16 protein-coding genes and 1 pseudogene are annotated in these 21,106 nt (G+C 72.0%); 8 read left to right on the top strand and 9 right to left on the bottom strand.

Annotated elements, in window-relative coordinates; genetic code table 11:
• Positions 1–51: 51 nt before the first annotated feature.
• On the bottom strand, positions 52–912 hold the full coding sequence (locus tag ACIBUY_RS17410; RefSeq protein WP_399152962.1) for an alpha/beta fold hydrolase: 861 nt from the start codon (positions 910–912) through the stop codon (positions 52–54).
• 129 nt (positions 913–1,041) lie between these two features.
• Positions 1,042–3,340, bottom strand: a pseudogene (locus tag ACIBUY_RS17405) (DEAD/DEAH box helicase); the annotation flags it as partial.
• Between the two features lie 376 nt (positions 3,341–3,716).
• Between ACIBUY_RS17405 and ACIBUY_RS17400 the strand changes: the two are divergent.
• Positions 3,717–4,463, top strand: coding sequence for a ferritin-like fold-containing protein (locus ACIBUY_RS17400; RefSeq protein WP_365568756.1), 747 nt, complete (start codon positions 3,717–3,719; stop codon positions 4,461–4,463).
• Positions 4,464–4,471: 8 nt separating this feature from the next.
• On the opposite strand, the gene ACIBUY_RS17395 is transcribed toward ACIBUY_RS17400, so the two are convergent.
• The 4 genes from ACIBUY_RS17395 to ACIBUY_RS17380 all read right to left on the bottom strand — a co-directional run bounded on the left by ACIBUY_RS17395 (position 4,472) and on the right by ACIBUY_RS17380 (position 6,373).
• Complete coding sequence (locus ACIBUY_RS17395) at positions 4,472–4,744, bottom strand: hypothetical protein (protein WP_365568753.1); 273 nt, start codon at positions 4,742–4,744, stop codon at positions 4,472–4,474.
• 181 nt (positions 4,745–4,925) lie between these two features.
• Positions 4,926–5,153, bottom strand: coding sequence for a DUF3107 domain-containing protein (locus ACIBUY_RS17390; protein WP_365568750.1), 228 nt, complete (start codon positions 5,151–5,153; stop codon positions 4,926–4,928).
• A 179-nt stretch (positions 5,154–5,332) separates the two neighbouring features.
• Positions 5,333–5,974 carry a TetR/AcrR family transcriptional regulator gene (locus tag ACIBUY_RS17385; RefSeq protein WP_365568747.1) on the bottom strand — a complete coding sequence of 214 codons (642 nt, stop codon included), beginning with the start codon at positions 5,972–5,974 and terminating at the stop codon, positions 5,333–5,335.
• A 180-nt stretch (positions 5,975–6,154) separates the two neighbouring features.
• Positions 6,155–6,373 (bottom strand): hypothetical protein, encoded by a 219-nt coding sequence (locus ACIBUY_RS17380; protein ID WP_365568744.1) that lies wholly within the window; start codon positions 6,371–6,373, stop codon positions 6,155–6,157.
• Between the two features lie 302 nt (positions 6,374–6,675).
• Here ACIBUY_RS17380 and ACIBUY_RS17375 point away from each other — a divergent pair, with 302 nt between their 5' ends.
• The 7 genes from ACIBUY_RS17375 to moeZ all read left to right on the top strand — a co-directional run bounded on the left by ACIBUY_RS17375 (position 6,676) and on the right by moeZ (position 16,107).
• Positions 6,676–7,704 carry an alpha/beta hydrolase gene (locus tag ACIBUY_RS17375; protein WP_365568742.1) on the top strand — a complete coding sequence of 343 codons (1,029 nt, stop codon included), beginning with the start codon at positions 6,676–6,678 and terminating at the stop codon, positions 7,702–7,704.
• 8 nt (positions 7,705–7,712) lie between these two features.
• Positions 7,713–9,011 carry a DUF3152 domain-containing protein gene (locus ACIBUY_RS17370; protein ID WP_399152961.1) on the top strand — a complete coding sequence of 433 codons (1,299 nt, stop codon included), beginning with the start codon at positions 7,713–7,715 and terminating at the stop codon, positions 9,009–9,011.
• 200 nt (positions 9,012–9,211) lie between these two features.
• Entirely contained in the window at positions 9,212–11,257 is a 2,046-nt protein-coding gene (locus ACIBUY_RS17365) for a DUF3492 domain-containing protein (RefSeq protein ID WP_399152960.1), read from the top strand.
• Positions 11,258–11,556: 299 nt separating this feature from the next.
• Positions 11,557–12,894 carry a hypothetical protein gene (locus ACIBUY_RS17360; RefSeq protein ID WP_399152959.1) on the top strand — a complete coding sequence of 446 codons (1,338 nt, stop codon included), beginning with the start codon at positions 11,557–11,559 and terminating at the stop codon, positions 12,892–12,894.
• A 262-nt stretch (positions 12,895–13,156) separates the two neighbouring features.
• Positions 13,157–14,128 carry an NAD-dependent epimerase/dehydratase family protein gene (locus ACIBUY_RS17355; RefSeq protein WP_365562687.1) on the top strand — a complete coding sequence of 324 codons (972 nt, stop codon included), beginning with the start codon at positions 13,157–13,159 and terminating at the stop codon, positions 14,126–14,128.
• Entirely contained in the window at positions 14,116–14,865 is a 750-nt protein-coding gene (locus ACIBUY_RS17350) for a spherulation-specific family 4 protein (protein WP_365562690.1), read from the top strand. Before ACIBUY_RS17355 ends, ACIBUY_RS17350 begins: the two co-directional genes overlap by 13 nt.
• Before the next feature lie 63 nt (positions 14,866–14,928).
• Complete coding sequence (gene moeZ / locus ACIBUY_RS17345; protein ID WP_365562692.1) at positions 14,929–16,107, top strand: adenylyltransferase/sulfurtransferase MoeZ; 1,179 nt, start codon at positions 14,929–14,931, stop codon at positions 16,105–16,107.
• Between the two features lie 124 nt (positions 16,108–16,231).
• On the opposite strand, the gene ACIBUY_RS17340 is transcribed toward moeZ, so the two are convergent.
• The 3 genes from ACIBUY_RS17340 to hemG all read right to left on the bottom strand — a co-directional run bounded on the left by ACIBUY_RS17340 (position 16,232) and on the right by hemG (position 20,945).
• Positions 16,232–17,860 carry an alpha/beta hydrolase gene (locus ACIBUY_RS17340; protein ID WP_399152958.1) on the bottom strand — a complete coding sequence of 543 codons (1,629 nt, stop codon included), beginning with the start codon at positions 17,858–17,860 and terminating at the stop codon, positions 16,232–16,234.
• 96 nt (positions 17,861–17,956) lie between these two features.
• Positions 17,957–19,501: an alpha/beta hydrolase gene (locus tag ACIBUY_RS17335; RefSeq protein WP_399152957.1), complete on the bottom strand. Its 1,545-nt coding sequence runs from the start codon at positions 19,499–19,501 to the stop codon at positions 17,957–17,959.
• Positions 19,502–19,565: 64 nt separating this feature from the next.
• The gene (gene hemG, locus ACIBUY_RS17330) at positions 19,566–20,945 is read right to left on the bottom strand and encodes a protoporphyrinogen oxidase (protein ID WP_399152956.1); all 1,380 of its coding nucleotides are present in this window, start codon (positions 20,943–20,945) and stop codon (positions 19,566–19,568) included.
• Between the last annotated feature and the right edge of the window lie 161 nt (positions 20,946–21,106).

Genomic DNA, 21,106 nt, shown 5'->3' with positions numbered 1-21,106 from the left:
TCCACAGGATCTGCAGGGTCCACGGGATCCAGGGCGTCCGGGGCTCGTGCCTCAGGCCGGGTGGCGGTCCCAGAACGCGGTCAGGGCGGCCGCCGTCTCGACCGGGCGGTCGGTGTTGGGGGAGTGCTCCGCCCCGGCGATCACCGTCCGCTCGGCCTTCAGGCGCAGCGCCATCTCGTCGAGCCACGGCACCGGCCAGGCCTCGTCCCGCTCCCCGGACAGCACGTGCATCGGCAGCGCGAGCGCGGCCAGCTCGTCGACCCGGTCCGGCTCGGAGCACAACTGCCGTCCGGTGGCGATGAGTTGGGCCGGGCTGTTGCTCATCCAGCGGCGCCGCAGGTCCTCCCCGTCGTCGCGTCCGTCGGCGAGGTCCTCGGGCGGTTCCAGCGCCTGGATGGCCTCCCAGACCTGCGCCATGTCGAGCGCGGCGAGCGCGTCCCCGAGCAGCTTCGCGCGCTGCTGCTGGGGCTCGCTGACCGCGGCGGGTCCGGACGCCATCAGGGTCAGCGAGGCGAACGGCGCCGGGTCGGCGAGCACCGCGGCGCGGGCGACGAGACCGCCGAGCGAATGCCCCAGCAGATGCACCTTCGGGGTCTCGAGCGCGGCGGCCTGGGCGAGCACGTCCTGCGCCAACTCGGCCTGAGCGTAGGGGAGTTCGTCGTCCTTGGGGCCCGTCGACTCGTACTGGCCGCGGCCGTCGACACTGACCGTGCGATAACCGGCCGCGCCGAGCGGGACGTGCAGCGCGATGAAGTCCTCCTTGCTGCCGGTGAACCCCGGCAGCAGCAGCGCCGTCCCCCGTACGGGCCCGGACGCGGGCTCCCCGACGAGCGTGGCGAAGTCGCCCCTGGCGGTGCGCAGGAGGTGCGCGCGGGTGGGGGGCGGCGGTACGAAGGTCGGCGGCCTGCTCATGCCGCGAGATTACGTGCCCCGGGTGACGTGCGCCTCGAGCGGGCCATGACGAAGGCCCGGGCCCCGCGCTCAGGGGCGGGGACCCGGGCCTTCGTCATGCAGTGCTCTCGATGCCGTCCGTCAGGCCTCGGGGGCCACGGCCTTCTTGCGCGTCCGCTTCGGCTTGGCCTCGGCGGCGGGCGCCTCGACCGGAGCGGCGGCGGCCTTCTTGCGCGGGGCGCGCTTCTTCGGCGCGGCCTCGACGGCCTCGGCGGTGTCGACGACGGCCTCGGCGGCCTTCTTGCGCGGGGCACGCTTCTTCGGCGCCGCCTCGACGACGACCTCGGCAGCGGCGTCCACGACCGGCTCCGCCTTCTTGCGGGTCCGCTTCGGCTTCGCCTCGACGGCCTCCACCGTGTCGACGACGGCCTCGGCGGCCTTCTTGCGCGGGGCACGCTTCTTCGGCGCCGCCTCGACGACGACCTCGGCAGCGGCCTCGACGACCGGCTCCGCCTTCTTGCGCGTACGACGCGGCTTGACGACCGGGGCCTCGGCCTCGACGGCCTCCGCCACGGGCGCGACGGCCTCGACCGTCTCGACGACGGCCTCCGCCTTCTTGCGCGTACGACGGCGGGGCGCGGGCACCTCGGCCTCGACGACCTCGACCGTGTCGACGGCGGCCTCGGCCTTCTTGCGCGTACGACGACGGGGCTTGGCCGGGGCCTCGGCCTCGACCGTCTCGACGACGACGGGCGCGACCACGGTCTCGGCCGTCTCGACGACGGCCACGGCCTCGGCGGCGGGAGCGGCCTGCGCGCCATTGCGCGTACGGCGACGACGGCGCGGCGTCCGCGGCTCCGAGGCGTCCTCGGCGACCGGCGTGACGGGAGCGGCCTGGGTGGCGGTCGCCTCCGGGGCGGCGGCCACCGGCTCGCCGTTGCGCGTGCGGCGACGGCGGCGCGGCGTCCGAGCGGACCGCTCGCTGTCACGCTCGCTGTCACGGCCACGCTCGCTGTCACGGTCACGGTCACGACCGTGACCGCGGTCGCGGTCGTGCGAGGGGCGGCCGCCACGGCCACCGCGCTCGGAACGGCCGCCACGGCCACCGGTCTCGCCCAGGTCCTCGATCTCCTCGGCCTCGAGCCCGGCGCGCGTACGCTCCGAACGCGGCAGCACACCCTTGGTGCCGGCCGGGATGCTGAGCTCTTCGTAGAGGTGCGGCGAGGACGAGTACGTCTCGACCGGGTCGTTGAAGTTCAGCTCGAGGGCCTTGTTGATCAGCTGCCAGCGCGGGATGTCGTCCCAGTCGACCAGCGTGATCGCGATGCCCTTCTTGCCCGCGCGGCCGGTGCGGCCGATGCGGTGCAGGTAGGTCTTCTCGTCCTCGGGGGACTGGTAGTTGATGACGTGCGTGACGCCCTCGACGTCGATGCCGCGCGCGGCGACGTCGGTGCACACCAGCACGTCGACCTTGCCGTTGCGGAACGCGCGCAGCGCCTGCTCGCGCGCACCCTGGCCGAGGTCGCCGTGGACCGCGCCGGACGCGAAGCCGCGCTTGTGCAGCTGCTCGGCGATGTCCGCGGCCGTGCGCTTGGTGCGGCAGAAGATCATCGCGAGCCCGCGGCCGTCGGCCTGCAGGATGCGCGAGACCATCTCGGGCTTGTCCATGTTGTGCGCGCGGTACACGTGCTGCGCGATGTTCGCCACGGTCGCGCCCTCGTCGTCCGGCGCGGTGGCGCGGATGTGCGTGGGCTGCGACATGTAGCGACGGGCGAGGCCGATGACGGCGCCCGGCATGGTCGCCGAGAACAGCATCGTCTGGCGCTTCGCCGGAAGCATGTTGATGATCTTCTCGACGTCGGGCAGGAAGCCCAGGTCGAGCATCTCGTCGGCCTCGTCGAGGACGAGCGCCTTCACGTGCGAGAGGTTGAGCTTCTTCTGACCGGCCAGGTCGAGCAGGCGGCCCGGGGTGCCGACGATGACGTCGACGCCCTTCTTGAGGGCCTCGACCTGCGGCTCGTAGGCGCGACCGCCATATATGGCGAGGACGCGCACATTGCGCACCTTGCCGGCGGTCAGGAGGTCATTGGTCACCTGCTGGCACAGCTCGCGCGTCGGGACGACGACGAGGGCCTGCGGGGCGTCGGTCAGCTGCTCGGGCTTGGCCCGGCCCGCCTCGACGTCCGCGGGGACGGTGACGCGCTCCAGGAGCGGCAGGCCGAAACCGAGGGTCTTGCCCGTGCCGGTCTTCGCCTGGCCGATGACGTCCGTGCCGGAGAGGGCGACGGGGAGGGTCATCTCCTGGATCGGGAAGGGGGTGATGATGCCGACGGCCTCGAGGGCTTCGGCGGTCTCGGGGAGGATCCCGAGCTGACGGAACGTCGAAGTCTGTTGCGTAGTCAGGGTGTTGCCTCTTCTGTGAGGTGCGGTGCGAGGCGAACGCGGGGGTCTTGACCGTGCCAGTGCCGTGCCTTTGGTACGCCGGTCTCGATCCGCTGCTGCGGGGGGACCGGGTGGCGCGGGACCACTGCCGACGCTCGAGCGCTCGTGCCGCTGAGGGGGCCCCTCCTCGTGCGTACGTCGCCTGACGTACGAGCCGGAGGGCTGTCGGGTCGGAGCCGATCGGGCCACCGACCGGGCATCCTCATTCGTGAGGCCCGTCGCTAGTACGCGCAAGCACCAGTAATCAGGCTTGCACTCGGCGGGCTCTTTACCACCATACCCCGGAAACGTGCATGTGCGATGGCCGAATTGGTCACGTAGCCGTCGTCACACTCCTTGACCAGGGACTTCCGGGCGGCGGCCAGCGGGCTATTGTGCGCTTCATGGAGACGCCTGACAACGCCACGCCGTCCGCCGAAGAGACCCCCGCCGCGACCGGAATCGCCGCCCAGGACTGGGCCACCGCGTCCGAGGACCCGAACTACCGTGCCGCGGTCGTCGACCTGCTCGGCGCGCTCGCGTACGGGGAGCTGGCGGCGTTCGAACGGCTCGCGGAGGACGCCAAGCTGGCGCCGACGCTGGCCGACAAGGCGGAGCTGGCGAAGATGGCCTCCGCCGAGTTCCACCACTTCGAGCAGCTGCGCGACCGGCTCTCGGCGGTCGGTGCGGAGCCGACCGATGCGATGGACCCCTTCGTCGCCGCCCTCGACGGCTTCCACAAGCAGACCGCGCCGTCGGACTGGCTGGAGGGCCTGGTCAAGGCGTACGTCGGCGACTCGATCGCGTCCGACTTCTACCGCGAGGTCGCGGCCCGGCTCGACTCGGACACCCGGTCCCTCGTGCTCGGCGTGCTCGACGACACGGGCCACGCGTCGTTCGCCGTGGAGAAGGTGCGGGCCGCCATCGAGGCCGACCCGCGCGTGGGCGGCCGGCTCGCGCTGTGGGCGCGACGCCTGATGGGCGAGGCCCTGTCCCAGTCGCAGCGGGTGGTCGCGGACCGCGATGCGCTCTCCACGATGCTGGTCGGCGGCGTCGCCGACGGCTTCGACCTGGCCGAGGTCGGCCGGATGTTCTCGCGGATCACCGAGGCGCACACCAAGCGGATGGCGGCGCTGGGCCTCGCGGCCTGACCCCGCCGCTACGCGTAGGGGCTCAGCTGACGGGCTCTGCCCCGGGTGGGGCGCAGCAGCAGCGACAGCAGGGCCACGGCCATCACGAGCGCTCCCGCGAGGGTGGCGAGCACATGGCCGGGTCCGAGCGCGCTGTGCGTGACGAACGCTCCGAACAGGCCGCCCGCGATCCCGGTCGGCAGCACGAGCGTGCGCGACGGCAGACGGTGCGGCAGGCGGTGGCCCGCGGCCAGCGCCAGGGCCAGACCGAGCAGTGCGGATCCGAGCGCTTCAAGAAGCATGGTGTGGGTCCCTCCCGCGCGGCCAGTGGGGCAAATCGGTCGTAGCCGGTCTACCCGTGGCACCCGGAACGCAACCCTCCTCGTAGGTGTGGGCTGTGTTCGCGCTGTGAAAAGCGACGAGGACCTGACGGCAGTGTGCCGTCAGGTCCTCGTCGTTCTCTCTCGCGGTGCTCGCGCGCTGCTACAGCGGGCCGAAGCCCACCTTGCGCACCGCAGGCTCACCGATCTCCACGTAAGCGAGGCGCTCGGCCGGGACCAGGACCTTGCGGCCCTTCTCGTCCGTCAGGGAGAGCAGCTGCGACTTGCCGGACAGCGCCTCGGACACCGCGCTCTCGACCTCCTCGGCGGACTGGCCGCTCTCCAGAACGATCTCGCGGGGCGTGTGCAGCACGCCGATCTTGACCTCCACGGCCTTGTCCCTCCGACGATCCGTGATGTGCGCGGACGACCGCGCGCCGTACGCAGCACAGATTAGCCCGGTGAGACGAGGCTCCCGGCGTCCCGGCTGCACGCCAAGAGCGAACAACGGCCGGGAACAAAGTGAAAACAGTGGACTCAGCAGGGGGCTCAGCAGGGGGTCAGTGCAACTCAGTGCTGGTCCGCGCCGTGCAGCGGGAATCCGGCGATGCCCCGCCAGGCCAGCGAGGTGAGCAGCTGTACCGCCTTGTCGCGGGGTACGGGGCTCTCGCTGGACAGCCAGTAGCGCGCCACGACCTGCGAGACGCCGCCGAGGGCGACGGCCAGCAGCATCGACTCGTCCTTGGACAGCCCGGTGTCCTCGGCGATCACGTCCGAGATCGCCTCGGCGCACTGCAGGCTGACCCGGTCGACGCGCTCGCGCACCGCCGGCTCGTTCGTCAGGTCCGACTCGAAGACCAGGCGGAACGCGCCGCCCTCGTCCTGCACGTACGCGAAGTAGGCGTCCATGGTCGCCTGCACGCGCTGCTTGTTGTCCGACGTGGAGGCGAGCGCCGTGCGGACCGACTGGAGCAGGGACTCGCAGTGCTGGTCGAGCAGGGCCAGGTAGAGCTCGAGCTTGCCCGGGAAGTGCTGGTAGAGCACCGGCTTGCTGACGCCGGCGCGCTCGGCGATGTCGTCCATCGCGGCCGCGTGGTACCCCTGCGCGACAAACACTTCCTGGGCGGCGCCCAGGAGTTGATTGCGTCGGGCCCGGCGCGGCAGGCGCGTGCCCTTGGGGCGCGCTGCCTCCGTCTGCTCGATGGCTGTCACGCCGCCTCCCAAGATCGTCCGTGTGCTGCGGTGTGCGCCGCGCCGTCATCGTACTTTTGGGTAACCGGGATGTGCGCGGTGCGAGCGCAGAATTTCACGTACCGGACGGCTGTGAAAGCCGCACGTAGCGCCCCTACGCTCGCAAAGCGGCGCATACTGTCGTGCCGTTCTGCGAAGTCCTCACCGATAGTCGTCCTCGTCGAGCGCGACCACGCGTGCCTGTTCGGCACGGTCCGCCTCGTTCGCGCCGTCCGGATCGGCGGACTCCTCCGGTACGTCGTCCTGTGCCGGGGCGAGTTCCGTGAGCTGCTCGGCGGTGTCCGCCTCCGGGGCTTCCACGTCGAACTCCGGAGTGCTGCGGTCCGTGAAGGTCTCGGGGTCGCTCGGGTCGACCGACATCGACGGCTCCCTTCCTCACCTGTTCCTGCGGGGCGGGCGCCCTGATAGCACGGGTGCCCTGATATCGAGCGTAGGAGACACCCGATCGGGGCGCTATGCGATCTCTTTGTAGACGCGTGATGTGGACGCGTGATGTGGGGACCTACGGTCGTGATGGACGGACCGACGGTCGCGATGCGGGCACTGACGGTCGCGGATCCGGCGGCCGACGGTAGGGACCGCCGAGCTTTGGGTAGAGCTATGTGCTGTCTGTGATGGCGAACACACGATCCCCTGCGTGATCGTCTCGTAACATATGCGGCATGTCTTCGACCGAGTCGCCGCGCGTGCCCGCCGCCGTTGCCTCCGTGGTGCCCAAGCCCGGGACGGTCCGGGTCGCGGAGGGCGAGCGGCTGCGATCGGTCGGTCTGCCCGGCCTCACCCTGACGATCCGGTCGCGCCCCGGCACGCGCGAAGGGCTGCCGCCCGCCCTGTACGTCCACGGGCTCGGCGGCTCCTCGCAGAACTGGTCGGCGCTGATGCCGCTGCTCGAGGACAGTGTGGACGGCGAGGCCCTAGACCTGCCCGGCTTCGGCGACTCGCCGCCACCGGACGACGGCGACTACTCGGTGACGGGCCACGCCCGCGCCGTCATCCGCTACCTCGACGCCCAGCGCCGCGGCCCCGTCCATCTCGTCGGGAACTCGCTGGGCGGTGCCGTCACCACCCGCGTCGCCGCCGTGCGCCCCGACCTCGTCCGGACGCTCACGCTGGTCTCGCCCGCGCTGCCCGAGATCCGGGTGCAGCGCACCGCACTGCCCACCGGACTGCTCGCCGTGCCCGGCGTCGCCGCGCTCTTCACGCGGCTGACGAAGGAGTGGACGGCGGAACAGCGGGTGCGCGGCGTCACGGCCCTTTGCTACGGGGACCCGCGCCGGGTCACGCCCGAGGGCTTCGGTGCGGCCGTGGAGGAGATGGAGCGCCGCCTCCAGCTGCCGTACTTCTGGGACGCGATGGCCCGCTCCGCGCGCGGTGTCGTGAACGCGTACACGCTGGGCGGCCAGCACGGACTGTGGCGGCAGGCCGAGCGGGTGCTCGCGCCGACGCTGCTCGTCTACGGAGGGCGCGATCTGCTGGTCTCGTACCGGATGGCGGCGCGTGCGGCGCGCACCTTCCGTGACTCGCGCCTGCTCACGCTGCCCGACGCGGGGCACGTGGCGATGATGGAGTACCCGGAGACGGTCGCGACGGCGGTGCGGGAACTCCTCGCCGACACCGCGACGTTGAAGGGACAGAACGATCTCGGGGCGACGCACGCGAGTGCCCCGAGCAGTACCGAGCTGGGGAGCTGAGGCGGCCAGTGGGACGGCACAGCCGCCGAGGACCGGCAGACAACGGCGATACCGCCGACATACCCGTAGCACCCGTCGCCGCCGGACCCGCGCACCCGGGCCCGGGGACGGGACGCAGGCGCCGCACGGCCGCGGCCGCGCCCGGGCACACGTCCGCGCGCCCCGGGGTGCCGCCCGTCCGCGGCGGTCACCCCGAGCAGCGCGAACCGGGCGGCGGCTGGGGCGAGCCCGGGGGCTCCGGCCGTTCCGCGAGCGACTACTCCGGGAGCGACCGTTCCAGGAGTGATCGTTCCGGGAGCGACGGGCGCGGCTTCACGGCGCAGGCCGGACCGCCGTTGGTCCCGCGGCCGAGGCCGCGGCAGGAGTACGTCGACGCCTTCGGCGGGGGCGCGGGCGATGATCCGTACGCCGCTGTCTCCGACTGGGACGACGAGGCGCCGCCCGCTTCCGCCGAGGCGCCCCCGGCGCAGGGCGGCGGCAAGCGCGGCAAGGGGCTGACCTTCACGGGCATCGCCGCCGCGGCGGTCACCACCGTGCTCGCCGTGATCGTCGCCGGGCAGGTCACCGACGGGGGCAGCGGCTCCTCCGGCGATGTGCACGCACAGTCCGCCGATGGAGCGCGCGCCGACGGCGACGCGGCCTCCCGCTCGGACGACCGGGCCACCCCGTCGCAGACGGCCCAGGCCGCCCCGGCGACGTACGAGCAGAAGATGAGCAAGAAGTACCCGCTGGCCGAGAAGCTGCAGGCCTCGGGGAAGTTCGAGGCGATCCCCGGGTTCGAGAAGGCGCCCGGGCGCGGGGAGAAGATCCGCTACCGCATCGACGTGGAGAAGGGGCTCGGCCTCGACGGTGAGCTGTTCGCCCAGGCGGTGCAGAAGACCCTGAACGACAACCGGAGCTGGGCGCACGACGGCGCGCGCACCTTCGAGCGGATCTCCTCGGGCAAGCCGCAGTTCGTGATCACGCTGGCCAGCCCGGGCACCACGGCCAAGTGGTGCAAGATGTCGGGCCTCGACACGACCGAGGACAACGTGTCGTGCGACTCGGCCGCCACCGACCGCGTGATGATCAACGCCTATCGCTGGGCGCAGGGCTCGAAGACGTACGACGACGTGCTCGGCGACCGCTCCATGCACCCGTACCGGCAGATGCTCATCAACCACGAGGTCGGCCACCGGCTCGGCTACAACCACGTGACCTGCTCGCAGGACGGGGCCCTCGCGCCCGTCATGCAGCAGCAGACCAAGTTCCTGACCTTCGGCGGGATCACGTGCAAGCCCAACCCCTGGGTCTATCCCAAGGGTTGACACTCCGTAGCTTTCCGTAGCGGTTTGATCTCTTAGCGCGACAGAACGTCACGCGCACGGGAAAGTTACGACCGTTCACCCCTTTTGGTGGCGCGATGGACAACCGTCCATCGCGCCACCGGCATGTCCGCATACGTTCGTCCCGCTGCGAGCCGCCGGGTCAACGGCGGCTCCCCACAAGGGAGATCGGGGGTGTAAGCGTGCGCATCGGACTGCTGACCGAGGGTGGCTATCCGTATGTGAGCGGTGAGGCCAGACTCTGGTGCGACCGGCTCGTGCGCGGGCTCGAGCAGCACGAGTTCGACGTCTACGCGCTCAGCCGCAGCCAGGAGCAGGAGGACGCGGGCTGGCTCGAACTGCCCCCGCAGGTCAGCCGGGTGCGGACCGCGCCCCTGTGGACTGGAGGGCCAGCCGCCTCCGGGGGCTTTGGCGGTGAGGGCGCGGTCCGCGGCGGCGGACTCGGGCGCCGGGCGCGGCGCCTGTTCGCCTCGCTGTACGAGGAGTTGGCGGCGGCCGTCGTCCTCGGGTCCGGCTACGAGGGGAGCGAGTCCGGGGCGGAGGCGGACCGTTTCGCCGCGGCACTGTACGGACTCGCCGAACTCGCGCGCGACGAGGGCGCGTTGGGCCCCTCGCTCCGCTCCGAGGCCGCCGTGCGCATCCTGGAGCGCGCCTGTCGCGCGCCCGGCGCCCTGCGCGGTGCCCGCGCCGCCCGCGTGCCCGATCTGCTCACCTTCGCGGGACAGGTGGAGCGCGCACTGCGCCCCCTGTCGCTGGACTGGTACGAAGACGCTTCCGGTGGCGACGGGTTCCAGGGAGGAGGCGGGCTCGGCTCCGTCGACCTGTGCCACGCGACGTCGGGCGGGGCGGCGGCCCTGCCAGGGCTGATCGCCAAGCGGTTCTTCGGCGTCCCGTTGCTCGTCACCGAGTACGGGGTCCAGCTGCGCGCCCGCTACATCGCCGCGGGCGACGCCGAGTTGAGCGCGCCGGTGCGCGCGCTCCTCGCTTCCTTCCACGGGCTGCTCGCCGCCGAGGTCTACCGGCAGGCCGCCGTGATCACGCCGGGCAACGCGCACGCGCGGCGCTGGCAGGAGCGGTGCGGCGCCGACCGTGCCAAGCTGCGCACCGTCCACCCCGGCATGGAGGCCACGCGGTTCGCCGAGGTCGGCGAGCGCGAGGAGCCGGGGGAGCCGGACACCCTCGTCTGGGTCGGGCGGATCGATCCGTCCAAGGACCTCATCTCCCTGCTGCACGCCTTCGCCGAGATCCGCAAGGAGGAGCCGAAGGCGCGGTTGCGGATCGTGGGGGCGTTGCCTGCGGGGGCCGGGTCCGGTTCTGGTGGAGCGGGTTCTGGCGGGTCCGGTTCTGGTGGAGCCGGTGCTGGTGGGTCCGGTGCTGGTTCTGGGTCCGGTGCTGGTTCTGGATCGGGGGGTGATCGGGAGGCCGAGGTCTATCTCGGGCACTGCAAGGCCCTGGCCGCGCAGCTCTTCCCCGACGAGGCCGAGGGGATCCACGCCGTCGGCGAGAACCCGGTCTCCTTCGAGGAGCTCGGCGGGCCCGAGGCCCCCGATCTCGCCGCCGTCTACGGCTCGGGCAGTGTCGTCGTCCTGTCCAGCGTCGTCGAGGGCTTCCCGATCAGCCTGGTCGAGGCCATGTTCTGCGGGCGCGCGACGGTGTCCACCGACGTCGGAGCAGTCGTCGAGGTCATCGGCGGCACCGGGCTCGTCGTCCCGCCGCGCAACCCGCGCGCGCTCGCCGAGGCGTGCGTGGCCCTGCTGCGCGACCCGGAGCGCCGTGAGCGGCTCGGTGCCGCGGCTCGTGCGCGGGCCCTCGAGCTGTTCACCGTCGAACAGAACGTCGCGGCATTTCGCGGCATTTACCTGGAGATCGTCTCGCACTGCCCGGTCCGCCGGGAGGACGTCGACGGCGCCGGTGAACCCCGCCCGTTCTCCCATCCGCCCGAGGCCCATGTGCCGGGGCGGTGGACGGCCGCGACCACCGGCGGCATCGGCGGCTCATGGCTCGCCGGCCGCTCCGCTGCTATCGGGACGCCGAGTTGGGCCGCGGACGGCAGTGGCAGCAGTGAGAGCAGCGAGAGCAGTGAGAGCAGTGACAGGAGCGATGAGGGCGGCAGCGGTGGCCGGCGCGGCAGCGGTGGCGAGCGGGCCGGCGGCGGCGAGCGGGCCGGCGGTGGCGAGCGGGAGCAGCTGGCCGGAGTGGTGCAGGGCTGTGGGGAGGGTGACGCATGAGCGGGCGTGACGGTACGGGACGCAGGTCCGGCGGCGGGGCGGACGTGCCCCGGGTGCCGGTGAGTGCCGGCGCGTGGGGCGCCGGGTCGGCGCAGGCGCTGGAGTTCCCCCTGGCCGATGAACAGGCGGATTTCGACCGTGACTTGTCCGGCGACTCCGATGAGGAACTGCTGCGCGAACCCGGAGCGTGGAAGGCCGAGGGCGCTCTGGGGGATCCCCTTGGAGGTCCCTTCGGGAGTGACCCGGAGGATGCGGGCGATGGTGAAGCGGGCGATGGCGTAGCGGACGATGGTGAAGCGGTGCGTGATGTAGCGCGGGCTTTTGGCGCCCCCGCCGCGGGTGCTCTGGTCGCGGGCGCCTCCGTCGCAGGCCGTGCTGCCACGGATCGCGCCGCCACAGGCCGTGCCGCCAAGGGGTCGGCGAGCGCCGGGAGTCCGGCCGCAGGGCGCGCGACCCCGGGCCAGGGGCCTGCCGAGCGCGCCGCCACCACCCTCCGCATCCCCAACGCCCGTACTTCCAACTCCCGTGCTTCCAACCCCCCTTCTCCCAACCGCCGTTCGGGCGCCGACCCCGTCAAGGTCCTGATGCACCGGCACCGCGACCTGTGCGAGCGAGCCGTCGACCCGCTGGAGATCGCCGCCGGGCTCGAGGCCCGTGGCGTGACGGACCGCACTGCGGCCCGCTTCCGCCACAAGGACGTCTTCTCGCTCGCAGAGGAGATGTACGCCCGTGTGCCGCGCAACGGCGAACCGGATGAGCCCGTGGTCGCGCCCCCGGCCCCCGAGACCGGAGTGCGTGGCGCCTGGGCGGGGCTCGCACTGTTGCCGGGCGCCGTCTGCGCCCTGAGCCTGCTCGCCCTCGCCGCCGCGCCGAACGGCACCGCCCAACTGGCCGTCGGCACCGGCGGAGCACTCGCCGTCGCCGCTGCCCTGCGCACGCCCCTGCGCCACGGCCCGCTGCGCGCGGGCGACGGACCGCCCGCCCCCGCCACCCGCCTGTGGGTGTGGTGGCTGCTCGTCTACGCCCTGCTCGGCGACGGCCTGCTGAACGCCGCCCTGGCCGGTGGCCCCGACGAATCCTGGTCCCCGGACACCGCCCCCCTTCTCGCGCTCGCCGTTGCCGTGGCCCCCGCCGCCTGGTGCGCCCGGCTCTACGCCACGGGAGCCCGCCGCCGTCTCGCCACCAGCCGTGGACTCGCCGAATTCGCCATGTCCGTACGGCCGTTGCTCCTCGGCGCCGTCGCCCTGTTCGCCCTCGTCCTGGCCGCCCTGCTCGGTCTGTCCGGGGCCGCACTCGACCAGGACATGGACTACGCCGGAGCAGGCACCCTCGGCGTCCTGCTGCTGCTCGCCCGCCTCCTCACCGTCCACGGGCGCACACACGCCCCGTCCGTCGTACTCGGATCCGCCGCCGCCGTCGAAGCGCTGGCCGTCGCGTCCGTCTTCGCCGGACGGCTGCCCGGCTGCGACGCCCTGGGCGCACCCGTCGAGGCAGCCGTCGACGCGATGGGCGCGGGCGCCGTCCCCGGGTTCGCCTGCGGCGCCGCGGCCCTGACCCTGCTCGTCCACGCCACCCGCACGCTGACCCGGGCCTCCGCCCACGCGAGCGCCGACGGCACCGCAGGGAGTGCGCCCTGACCACCGCGCACCCCGCGACCGGGCGGACCTCATCGCCCGTCGCATGACCAGGACCACCCCACGCCCGCGGGGCCGACACCGCGGGCCCGATCGACGACTCACGGCAACACCCATAAGGAGAACGCCAGATGACCACCCCTCCTCCCGGAGGCACCGGATACGCCGGATACGCCGGATACTCCGGGCCTCACGGGCAGCGCGACACCCAAGGTCAGCGCGCACGGCGCGCAGCGCGCGGAGCGCGAACCCCGGGAGGCGTCCGATGAGGGTCCTGCTGATCGGAGCCAACGGATACCTCGGCCGCTTCGTCGCCGACCGCCTCCTGGCCGATCCCGCCGTGCAGCTCACCGCGCTCGGCCGGGGCGACGACGCCGACGTTCGCTTCGACCTCGCCACCGGCAGCCCGGGCGCGCTCACCCGTTTCCTGGACGCCGTCCACCCCGGAGTGGTCATCAACTGCGCGGGAGCCACGCGAGGCGGCGCCCGCGACCTCACCCGGCACAACACCGTGGCCGTCGCCACCATCTGCGAGGCCCTGCGCCGCAGCGGCTGCGGCGCGCGCCTGGTGCAGATCGGCTGCGGCGCCGAGTACGGCCCCTCGCAGCCGGGCTCGTCCACCGCCGAGGACGCCGTGCCGCGGCCCGGCGGCCCGTACGGCGTCAGCAAGCTCGCCGCCACCGAACTCGTCCTCGGCTCCGGCCTCGACGCCGTCGTCCTGCGCGTCTTCTCGCCCGCGGGGCCCGGCACCCCGGCCGGCTCCCCGCTCGGCCGGCTCGCCGAGGCCATGCGTCGAGCGATGCAGGCCGGTGACGGCGAACTGAAGCTCGGCGGCCTCGGCGCCCAGCGCGACTTCATCGACGTACGCGATGTCGCACGCGCCGTGCACGCCGCGTCCCTCTCCGCCGCTCAGGGCGTCATCAACATCGGCTCGGGCCGAGCCGTCCGGCTGCGCGACGCCGCGGCCGTGCTCGCCCGGGTCGCCGGGTTCGGCGGCGCCCTCCACGAACTCGACACGCCACCGGTCGCGATCCGGCAATCCATCGGCCACCCGCGCTCCGAATCCGACCACGGGATGCCGGGACCGCAGGCCGCCGGATATCCGTACCCGGACGGCTGCGGCAGTTGGCAGCAGGCCGATGTGCGCACGGCCCGCGACCGGCTCGGCTGGCGTCCCCGCATCAATCTCGAAGAGTCCCTCGCCGACATCTGGATGGAGGCGGCATGCCGTATCTGACTCCGACCGCGACCGGCCTGTCGAGCACCGACGTACGCCTCGGCTTCGGCATCCCGGGCTTCGCGCACCCCCTCGTCGCCCCCGCGGAGTGGGCCGAACTCACCCGCCCGGCAACGCCTTTGCACTGGGTTGTCCTGAATGTCGCCAATGGTCCGGGCGCCCGCCCCGACCCGCACTGCCTGGAGGCGGCAGGCCGCCTGCGGAACGCGGGCGTGCGTGTCCTTGGTCACGTCGACATGACCTACGGCGCCCGCTCCTTCGGCGAACTCGTCTCGGACGCCCACCGCTTCCTCGACTGGTACCAGGTCGACGGCTTCAGCCTCGACCGCTGTCCGACTGAGCGGGCCGTGCTCCCGGAGGTCAGGCGCACGGTGACGACCCTGCGCGCGCTGGTCAACGACGCGTACATCGTGCTCGGTCACGGAACCCACCCGTACCCCGGATACGCCGAGACCGCCGACCAGTTGGTGACCTTCTCCGGCCCCTGGAGCGACTACCGCTGGTCGCAGGTCGCGGAGTGGACCGCCGAGTATCCGCCCGAGCGGTTCTGCCACTTCGTCCACGGGATGCCCCGAGGCCACCTCGACGAGGCGCTGCGCATCGCGCGCTGGCAGGGCGCGGGCACCATCTACTTCACGGATCGCACGGACCGCGGGGGCGTGAGTGACCCCTGGGAGTCGATGCCCGGTTACTGGGACGAGATCGTCTCGCGTATCGGACCTGGTGTCTCGGAATGAAGGAGGGCGTGGCAGTGTTACAGACGGAACAACCGTACGTAGATACCGACCAACGGAGTCCCCGTGTCGCTGCCACCCCTGGTCGAGCCAGCTGCTGAGCTCACCGTAGACGAGGTCCGCAGGTACTCCCGCCACCTGATCATCCCCGATGTCGGGATGGACGGGCAGAAGCGGCTGAAGAACGCCAAGGTGCTCTGTGTGGGCGCCGGCGGCCTCGGGTCCCCGGCCCTGATGTACCTGGCCGCGGCCGGCGTGGGCACGCTGGGCATCGTCGAGTTCGACGAGGTCGACGAGTCGAACCTGCAGCGCCAGATCATCCACAGCCAGGCCGACATCGGCCGCTCCAAGGCGGAGTCCGCGAAGGACTCGGTCCTCGGCATCAACCCGTACGTGAACGTGGTCCTTCACGAAGAGCGGCTCGAAGCCGAGAACGTGATGGACATCTTCAGCCAGTACGACCTGATCGTCGACGGCACGGACAACTTCGCGACGCGCTACCTCGTCAACGACGCGTGCGTGCTGCTCAACAAGCCCTACGTGTGGGGCTCCATCTACCGCTTCGACGGCCAGGCCTCGGTCTTCTGGTCCGAGCACGGCCCGTGCTACCGCTGCCTCTACCCGGAGCCCCCGCCGCCCGGCATGGTCCCCTCCTGCGCCGAGGGCGGCGTCCTGGGCGTGCTGTGCGCGTCCATCGGCTCCATCCAGGTCACCGAGGCGATCAAGGTCCTGGCCGGCGTCGGCGATCCGCTGGTCGGCCGCCTCATGATCTACGACGCCCTGGAGATGCAGTACCGCCAGGTCAAGGTCCGCAAGGACCCCAACTGCGCGGTCTGCGGCGAGAACCCGACCGTCACCGAGCTCATCGACTACGAGGCCTTCTGCGGCGTCGTGTCCGAGGAGGCCCAGGAGGCGGCCGCCGGTTCGACGATCACTCCCAAGCAGCTCAAGGAGTGGATCGACGACGGCGAGAACATCGAGATCATCGACGTCCGCGAGCCGAACGAGTACGAGATCGTCTCCATCCCGGGCGCCAAGCTGATCCCCAAGAACGAGTTCCTCATGGGCACCGCCCTGGAGGGTCTGCCGCAGGACAAGAAGATCGTCTTGCACTGCAAGACGGGTGTCCGCAGTGCGGAAGTTCTCGCCGTGCTGAAGTCCGCGGGCTTCGCGGACGCCGTGCACGTCGGCGGCGGCGTCATCGGCTGGGTCAACCAGATCGAGCCGGACAAGCCGGTCTACTAGCCGCCCCGCGGACCGGTCTGCCCGGACGCCGCTCGGCTGTGACCTTCCCGGACGGGCCTCGCGCACTGCGCGCGGGGCCCGTCCGGCATGTCGAGGGCTCCTCGGCGGCCGGGGCCGTCCACCGTCAGGAACACACCTTGCCGTCCTGCGGTATTCGACCCTCCAGGAGATACGCGTCCACCGTCGAGTCGACGCAGGAGCTGCCGGAGCCGTAGGCCCCGTGGCCCTGGCCCTTCCACGTCAGCTCGATGCCGACGCCCCGGCCCAGCTCGTCGGCCATGCGCCGGGCGCCCTCGTAAGGAGTCGCCGGATCCCCGGTGTTGCCCACGACCAGCGTCGGAGCCGCCCCCGGCGCACTGACGTCCGGATCGCTCCACTGGCCCGGCACCGGCCAGTCGTGGCACCAGCCCGCAGTGTCCCAGCCCATGTACTCCCCGAAGACGGGGGACAACCTGCGGAACGCCGCAAGGCGTGCCTTCGTCTGCGCCACCGTGGGCCGCGCCTTGTCGTCGAGGCACGCGATCGCGCGCTGTGAGTGACTCGCCGTGCCGTAACGCCCGGCTGCGTCACGGTCGTTGTACGCGTCGGCGAGCGCGAGCAGCGCGGTGCCGTCGCCGCTCTCCGCGTCCCGCAGACTCCTCGTCAGAGCGGGCCAACTGTCCTTGCTGTACAGGGTGACCGCGATACCGGTAGTCGCGAGCGACTCGTTCAGCACGCGGCTGCCCGCTGTGGGCAGCGGTTTCGTGTCGAGCCGCTTCAGGAGAGAAGTGATCTCGCGCGAGCCCTCTTTCGGGTCCTTCCCGCGAGACGTGAAGTAACTGTCGAGTGCGCGCTGGAATCCACGCGCCTGGTTCTCGGCCTGCCCGACACGGCCCGCCGTGGAGTCGACGACCGCGTCCAGGACGAGCCGGCCGACCTTGCCGGGGAACAAGTGGGCGTAGATTCCGCCCAGTTCGGTGCCGTACGAGACGCCCATGTAGTGCAACTCGTCGTCCCCGAGCGCCTGGCGCATCAGGTCCATGTCGCGAGCCGCCTCGCTGGTCGACACGTGCGCGAGCAGAGCGCCGACCTTCCGGCAGCCCCGACCGAAGTCGGTGGCGTCCTTCAGATACGCCTTCTCCTCCGCGGCGGTGTCGGGCGTGAGGTCGACGGACTCGGCGGCCTGCGTGTCCTTGTCGCTGCGGCACCGCACTCCCTCGCTCGACGCGACTCCGCGGGGGTCGAACCCGACCAGGTCATAGCGCTCCCGCAGCTTCGCGTACTGCGGGGCGAAGGCGGGCAGCAGATCCACGCCGGAGCCGCCCGGGCCGCCGAAGTTGAACAGCAGCGAGCCGATGCGCCGGCCGCCGCTTTCCCTGGCCCTGGCGCGGATCAGAGCGACGTCGATGGTCGGCCCGGTCGGCTTCGCGTAGTCGAGGGGCGCCTTGAGCGTCGCGCACTGCCAGTCGGATCCCGGCGCGGGAGCTTTCGCCGTCGCCCGGCAACGGCCCCAGTCGAGGCGCTGGGTGGTGAGCGCCGAGGGCAGAGGGGGCAGCGCGGCCGCGCGGGACGGAGTCGGGGCCGCCGATCGCGAGGCGCCGCTGCCCGACGGCGATGGCTTCGGATCGCCCGTGCTGCCCGTGCCGCCCGCGTCGCTGCAGCCCGAGACCAGCCCGGCCGCCAGCACGACCGCTGCCGACAGCGCGACGGTGCGGACCCCTGTTCCCGCACGTGTGCGTGCGCCCGTGCGGGCACGCGTCCTCTTCGGTGCCATGGCACCTCCCCCCTCAACTGCCCCCGTTCGAAAGACAGTCAAGCCATCGTAGGAGGCCCCGTCGACATCCGTTCCGGCCTGTGGATAACTCCGCGATCAGGAACAAGTCGTTCCCTCGTTCGGGACCGTCCCGTCGAGGAGATAGCCGTTCACGGCGCCGTGCACGCACTTGTTTCCGCTGTCGTACGCGCCGTGCCCCTGGCCCTTGTACGTCAGCTCGACCCCCACGCCGTCGCCCAGCGCGTCCACCATCTTCCGCGCGCCCTCGTACGGCGTGGCCGGGTCCCCGGTGTTGCCGACGACGAGGATCGGGGCCGACCCGGCGGCGCTGACGTCGGGATGGTCGGCGGCGCCGTCGACGGCCCAGTCGGTGCAGCCGAGCATGCCCCAGGCCAGGTAGTCCCCGAACAAGGGGGACGCCGCACGGAACTCCGGCAGCTTCGCCTCGACGTCCGCGGTCGTGTAGCGCGGCTTGTCGTCGGCGCAGTTGATGGAGACGTTGGCGGCCTGGATGTTGCTGTACTTGCCGTCCTCGTTGCGCCCGTTCATCGAGTCGGACAGCAGCATGAGGATCTTGCCGTCCCCGTCGTACGCCTGCTGGAGTCCCTCGGTGAGGTACTCCCAGAAGTCCTGCGAGTACAGGGACTGCGCGATCCCGTTGGTCGCGGCCGTCTGGGTCAGATCACGCGGGAAGATCCCCGGGATCGGCTTGTCGTCGAGCTCCTCGAGCAGCTTGGCGATCTTGTCCTTGACCTCTTGGGGCGTGTCGCCGACCGGGCAGTCCTCGACCTTCGACGTGCAGTCCTTCGCGTAGTTGTCGAGGGCGAGCTGGAAGCCCTTGGCTTGGCCGAGCGAGCTCTGTTCCGGGTCCTGCGTGGGGTCGACGACGCCGTCGAACACGGCGCGGCCCACGTTCTTGGGGAACAAGTGAGCGTAGACGCCGCCGAGTTCGGTGCCGTACGAGATGCCGAAGTAGTGCAGCTTGTCGTCGCCGAGCACCTGCCGCATCAAGTCCATGTCGCGGGCCGCGTCCGTGGTGCGGACGTGGGGGAGGACCTTGCCGGAGTGCTTGTCGCAGGCCCCGTTGAACGCCTTGATGTTGTCGACGAGCTTCGTCTGCTCCGCCGTGTCGTCGGGCGTGGAGTCCTGCTGGAAGTACTCGTCGAGCTGCTGGTCGTCCTCGCACTCGACGCCCGCGCTGCGGCCGACCCCGCGCGGGTCGAAGCTGACCAGGTCGTAGCGGGTACGCAGCTGCGCGTAGTCGGTGCCGAACGCCGGCAGCGAGGTGACGCCGGAGCCGCCCGGGCCGCCGAAGTTGAAGATGAGCGAACCGATGCGCTTGTCCTTGTCGCCGCTCGCCTCGGCCCTGATCAGCGCGAGGTCGATCGTGTCGCCCTTGGGCTTGTCCCAGTCGAGCGGTGCCTTCATGGTGGCGCACTGCCATTCGGCGCCGCCGGGCAGCGGAGAGGGGGCGGCGCCGCCCCCCTCGGACTCCGAAGGTGCGGGGCAGTCCTTCCAGCTCAGGCTCTGCGACGGAAGGTCCACGGCCTCTTCGGAGTCGCTGCAGGCCGCAAGGGAGACGGACAGCAGAGCAGCGGTGACGGCCAGAGCGGCGGCGCGGGGCCGGGGCGGATTGGGCATGCGTCCATCCTGCGGCGGCCCGGTGCGCTGCGCTCGGGCTGCGGGCTGTGCGGGTGAGACGCGCTCAGGCGGCCTCGGCCAGGACGCGGCGCGCCGCTGCCCGGCCCGTGGCCACACAGGCCGCGACATCCACGCCTTCATAGGCGGCGCCGCACACGTCGACGCCGGGCAGTGCCCGGACGGCACTGCGGATCCTGGTGACACGCTCCTTGTGACCGACGTCGTACTGCGGCAGTGCGCTCTCCCAGCGCGTCACCTGTGAGGCGACCGGTTCGCCGAGCGTGCCCGCTGCCTGCCGCAGTTCCATGACGGCCTGTCGGACCAAGTGCCGGTCGGGGACGGCCAGTCGCTGCTCCTCTTCCATGTGGCCCAGAGAAATGCGCAACAAGAAGAGCCCGGGTTCGGCCGCGGCGAGGTGCTGCCACTTGTTGGACAAGTAGGTGACCTCCCGGGTGGCCCACCCTTCGACCTGCGGTACGACGTAGCCGTTGCCCTGAGGGCCGCCCTTCGGCATGAAGGCCCGTGAGAAGCCCAGCGTGACCACGGCCGTCCCTGCGTGCCGGATGCTCTCGAGCTCGGTCTCGGCGGCCGGGGCGTGCGGGCGCAGCAGTGCCGCGGCGGCCTGTGCGGGCAGGGCGCAGATGACGGCGTCGGCCTCCATGACGAGAGGCCCGTCGCCGGTGGCCGCGACGACCCGCCAGCGGCCGAACGGCGTGCGCTGCAGCTCCCGCGCGCGCGTGCGGGTCAGTACGAGGGCCCCGGAGGCCTCCGAGACCGCGCGCGGCAGTCGGCTCAGCCCGCCGTCCAGGCCCTGCGCGAGTGCGCCCTGGGACGGTGTCGCGCCGCGGACCGAGCGCAGCGCTCCGATCACGGATCCGCCGTGGTCGGCCACCGCCGCGACCCGCGGCAGCGCCGCCCGCAGCGACAGACGGTCGGCCGAGCTGCCGTCACGGGCTCCGACGAGCGGGGCGACGAGCCGGTCGACGGCCTCCCGCCCGATGCGCCGCGTGAGGTACTCGCCGACCGGCACGTCGCCCTCGACGGTGTGCGCGGGCAGGGCCTCCTCCTGGCACAGCCGGTCGACGCCGTCGTCGGACAGCAGGCCGGAGCCGGCGAGCGCGGCCGGATCGACGGGGATGCCCATCACATGGCGCGCGGGGAAGGTCCGCAGTGCCCCGTCGGACCAGACGACGGTGCCCGCGCGCGCGGGATCACGCAGGGCCATGCCGAGGCCCACCTCGCGGGCGAGGCCGATCGCCTCCGGGCGCAGGGCCGTCAGCGACTCGGCACCGACGTCGACCGCCACGCCACCGACGTACGCGGAACGCATCTGGCCGCCTACTTGCGGGGCGCTTTCCAGGACGGTGACGTGGGCGTGCCCACGCAGCTCCCATGCCGCGGCGAGACCGCTGATGCCGCCCCCGATGATGATCACTGAACGCATGACGCGCACTCCCTGCCGGGCACACCTGGGCCCACCGGATCACGTTACGTCCGTGCCGAACGCGGCCCGCGGGACGAAAGTCCCACCACTAGGGACCGTGGTCACGCAACCAAATCGCTTGTAGGAGCTGCCCGTTGGGAAACCGCTCTCCGGCCGCTGTG

Origin of the sequence: Streptomyces sp. NPDC050085 (assembly GCF_044460595.1) — a bacterium.
Classification (GTDB): domain Bacteria; phylum Actinomycetota; class Actinomycetes; order Streptomycetales; family Streptomycetaceae; genus Streptomyces.
Note: the sequence above shows the minus strand (reverse complement) of the source record. Positions and strands in the feature narration are given on the sequence as shown.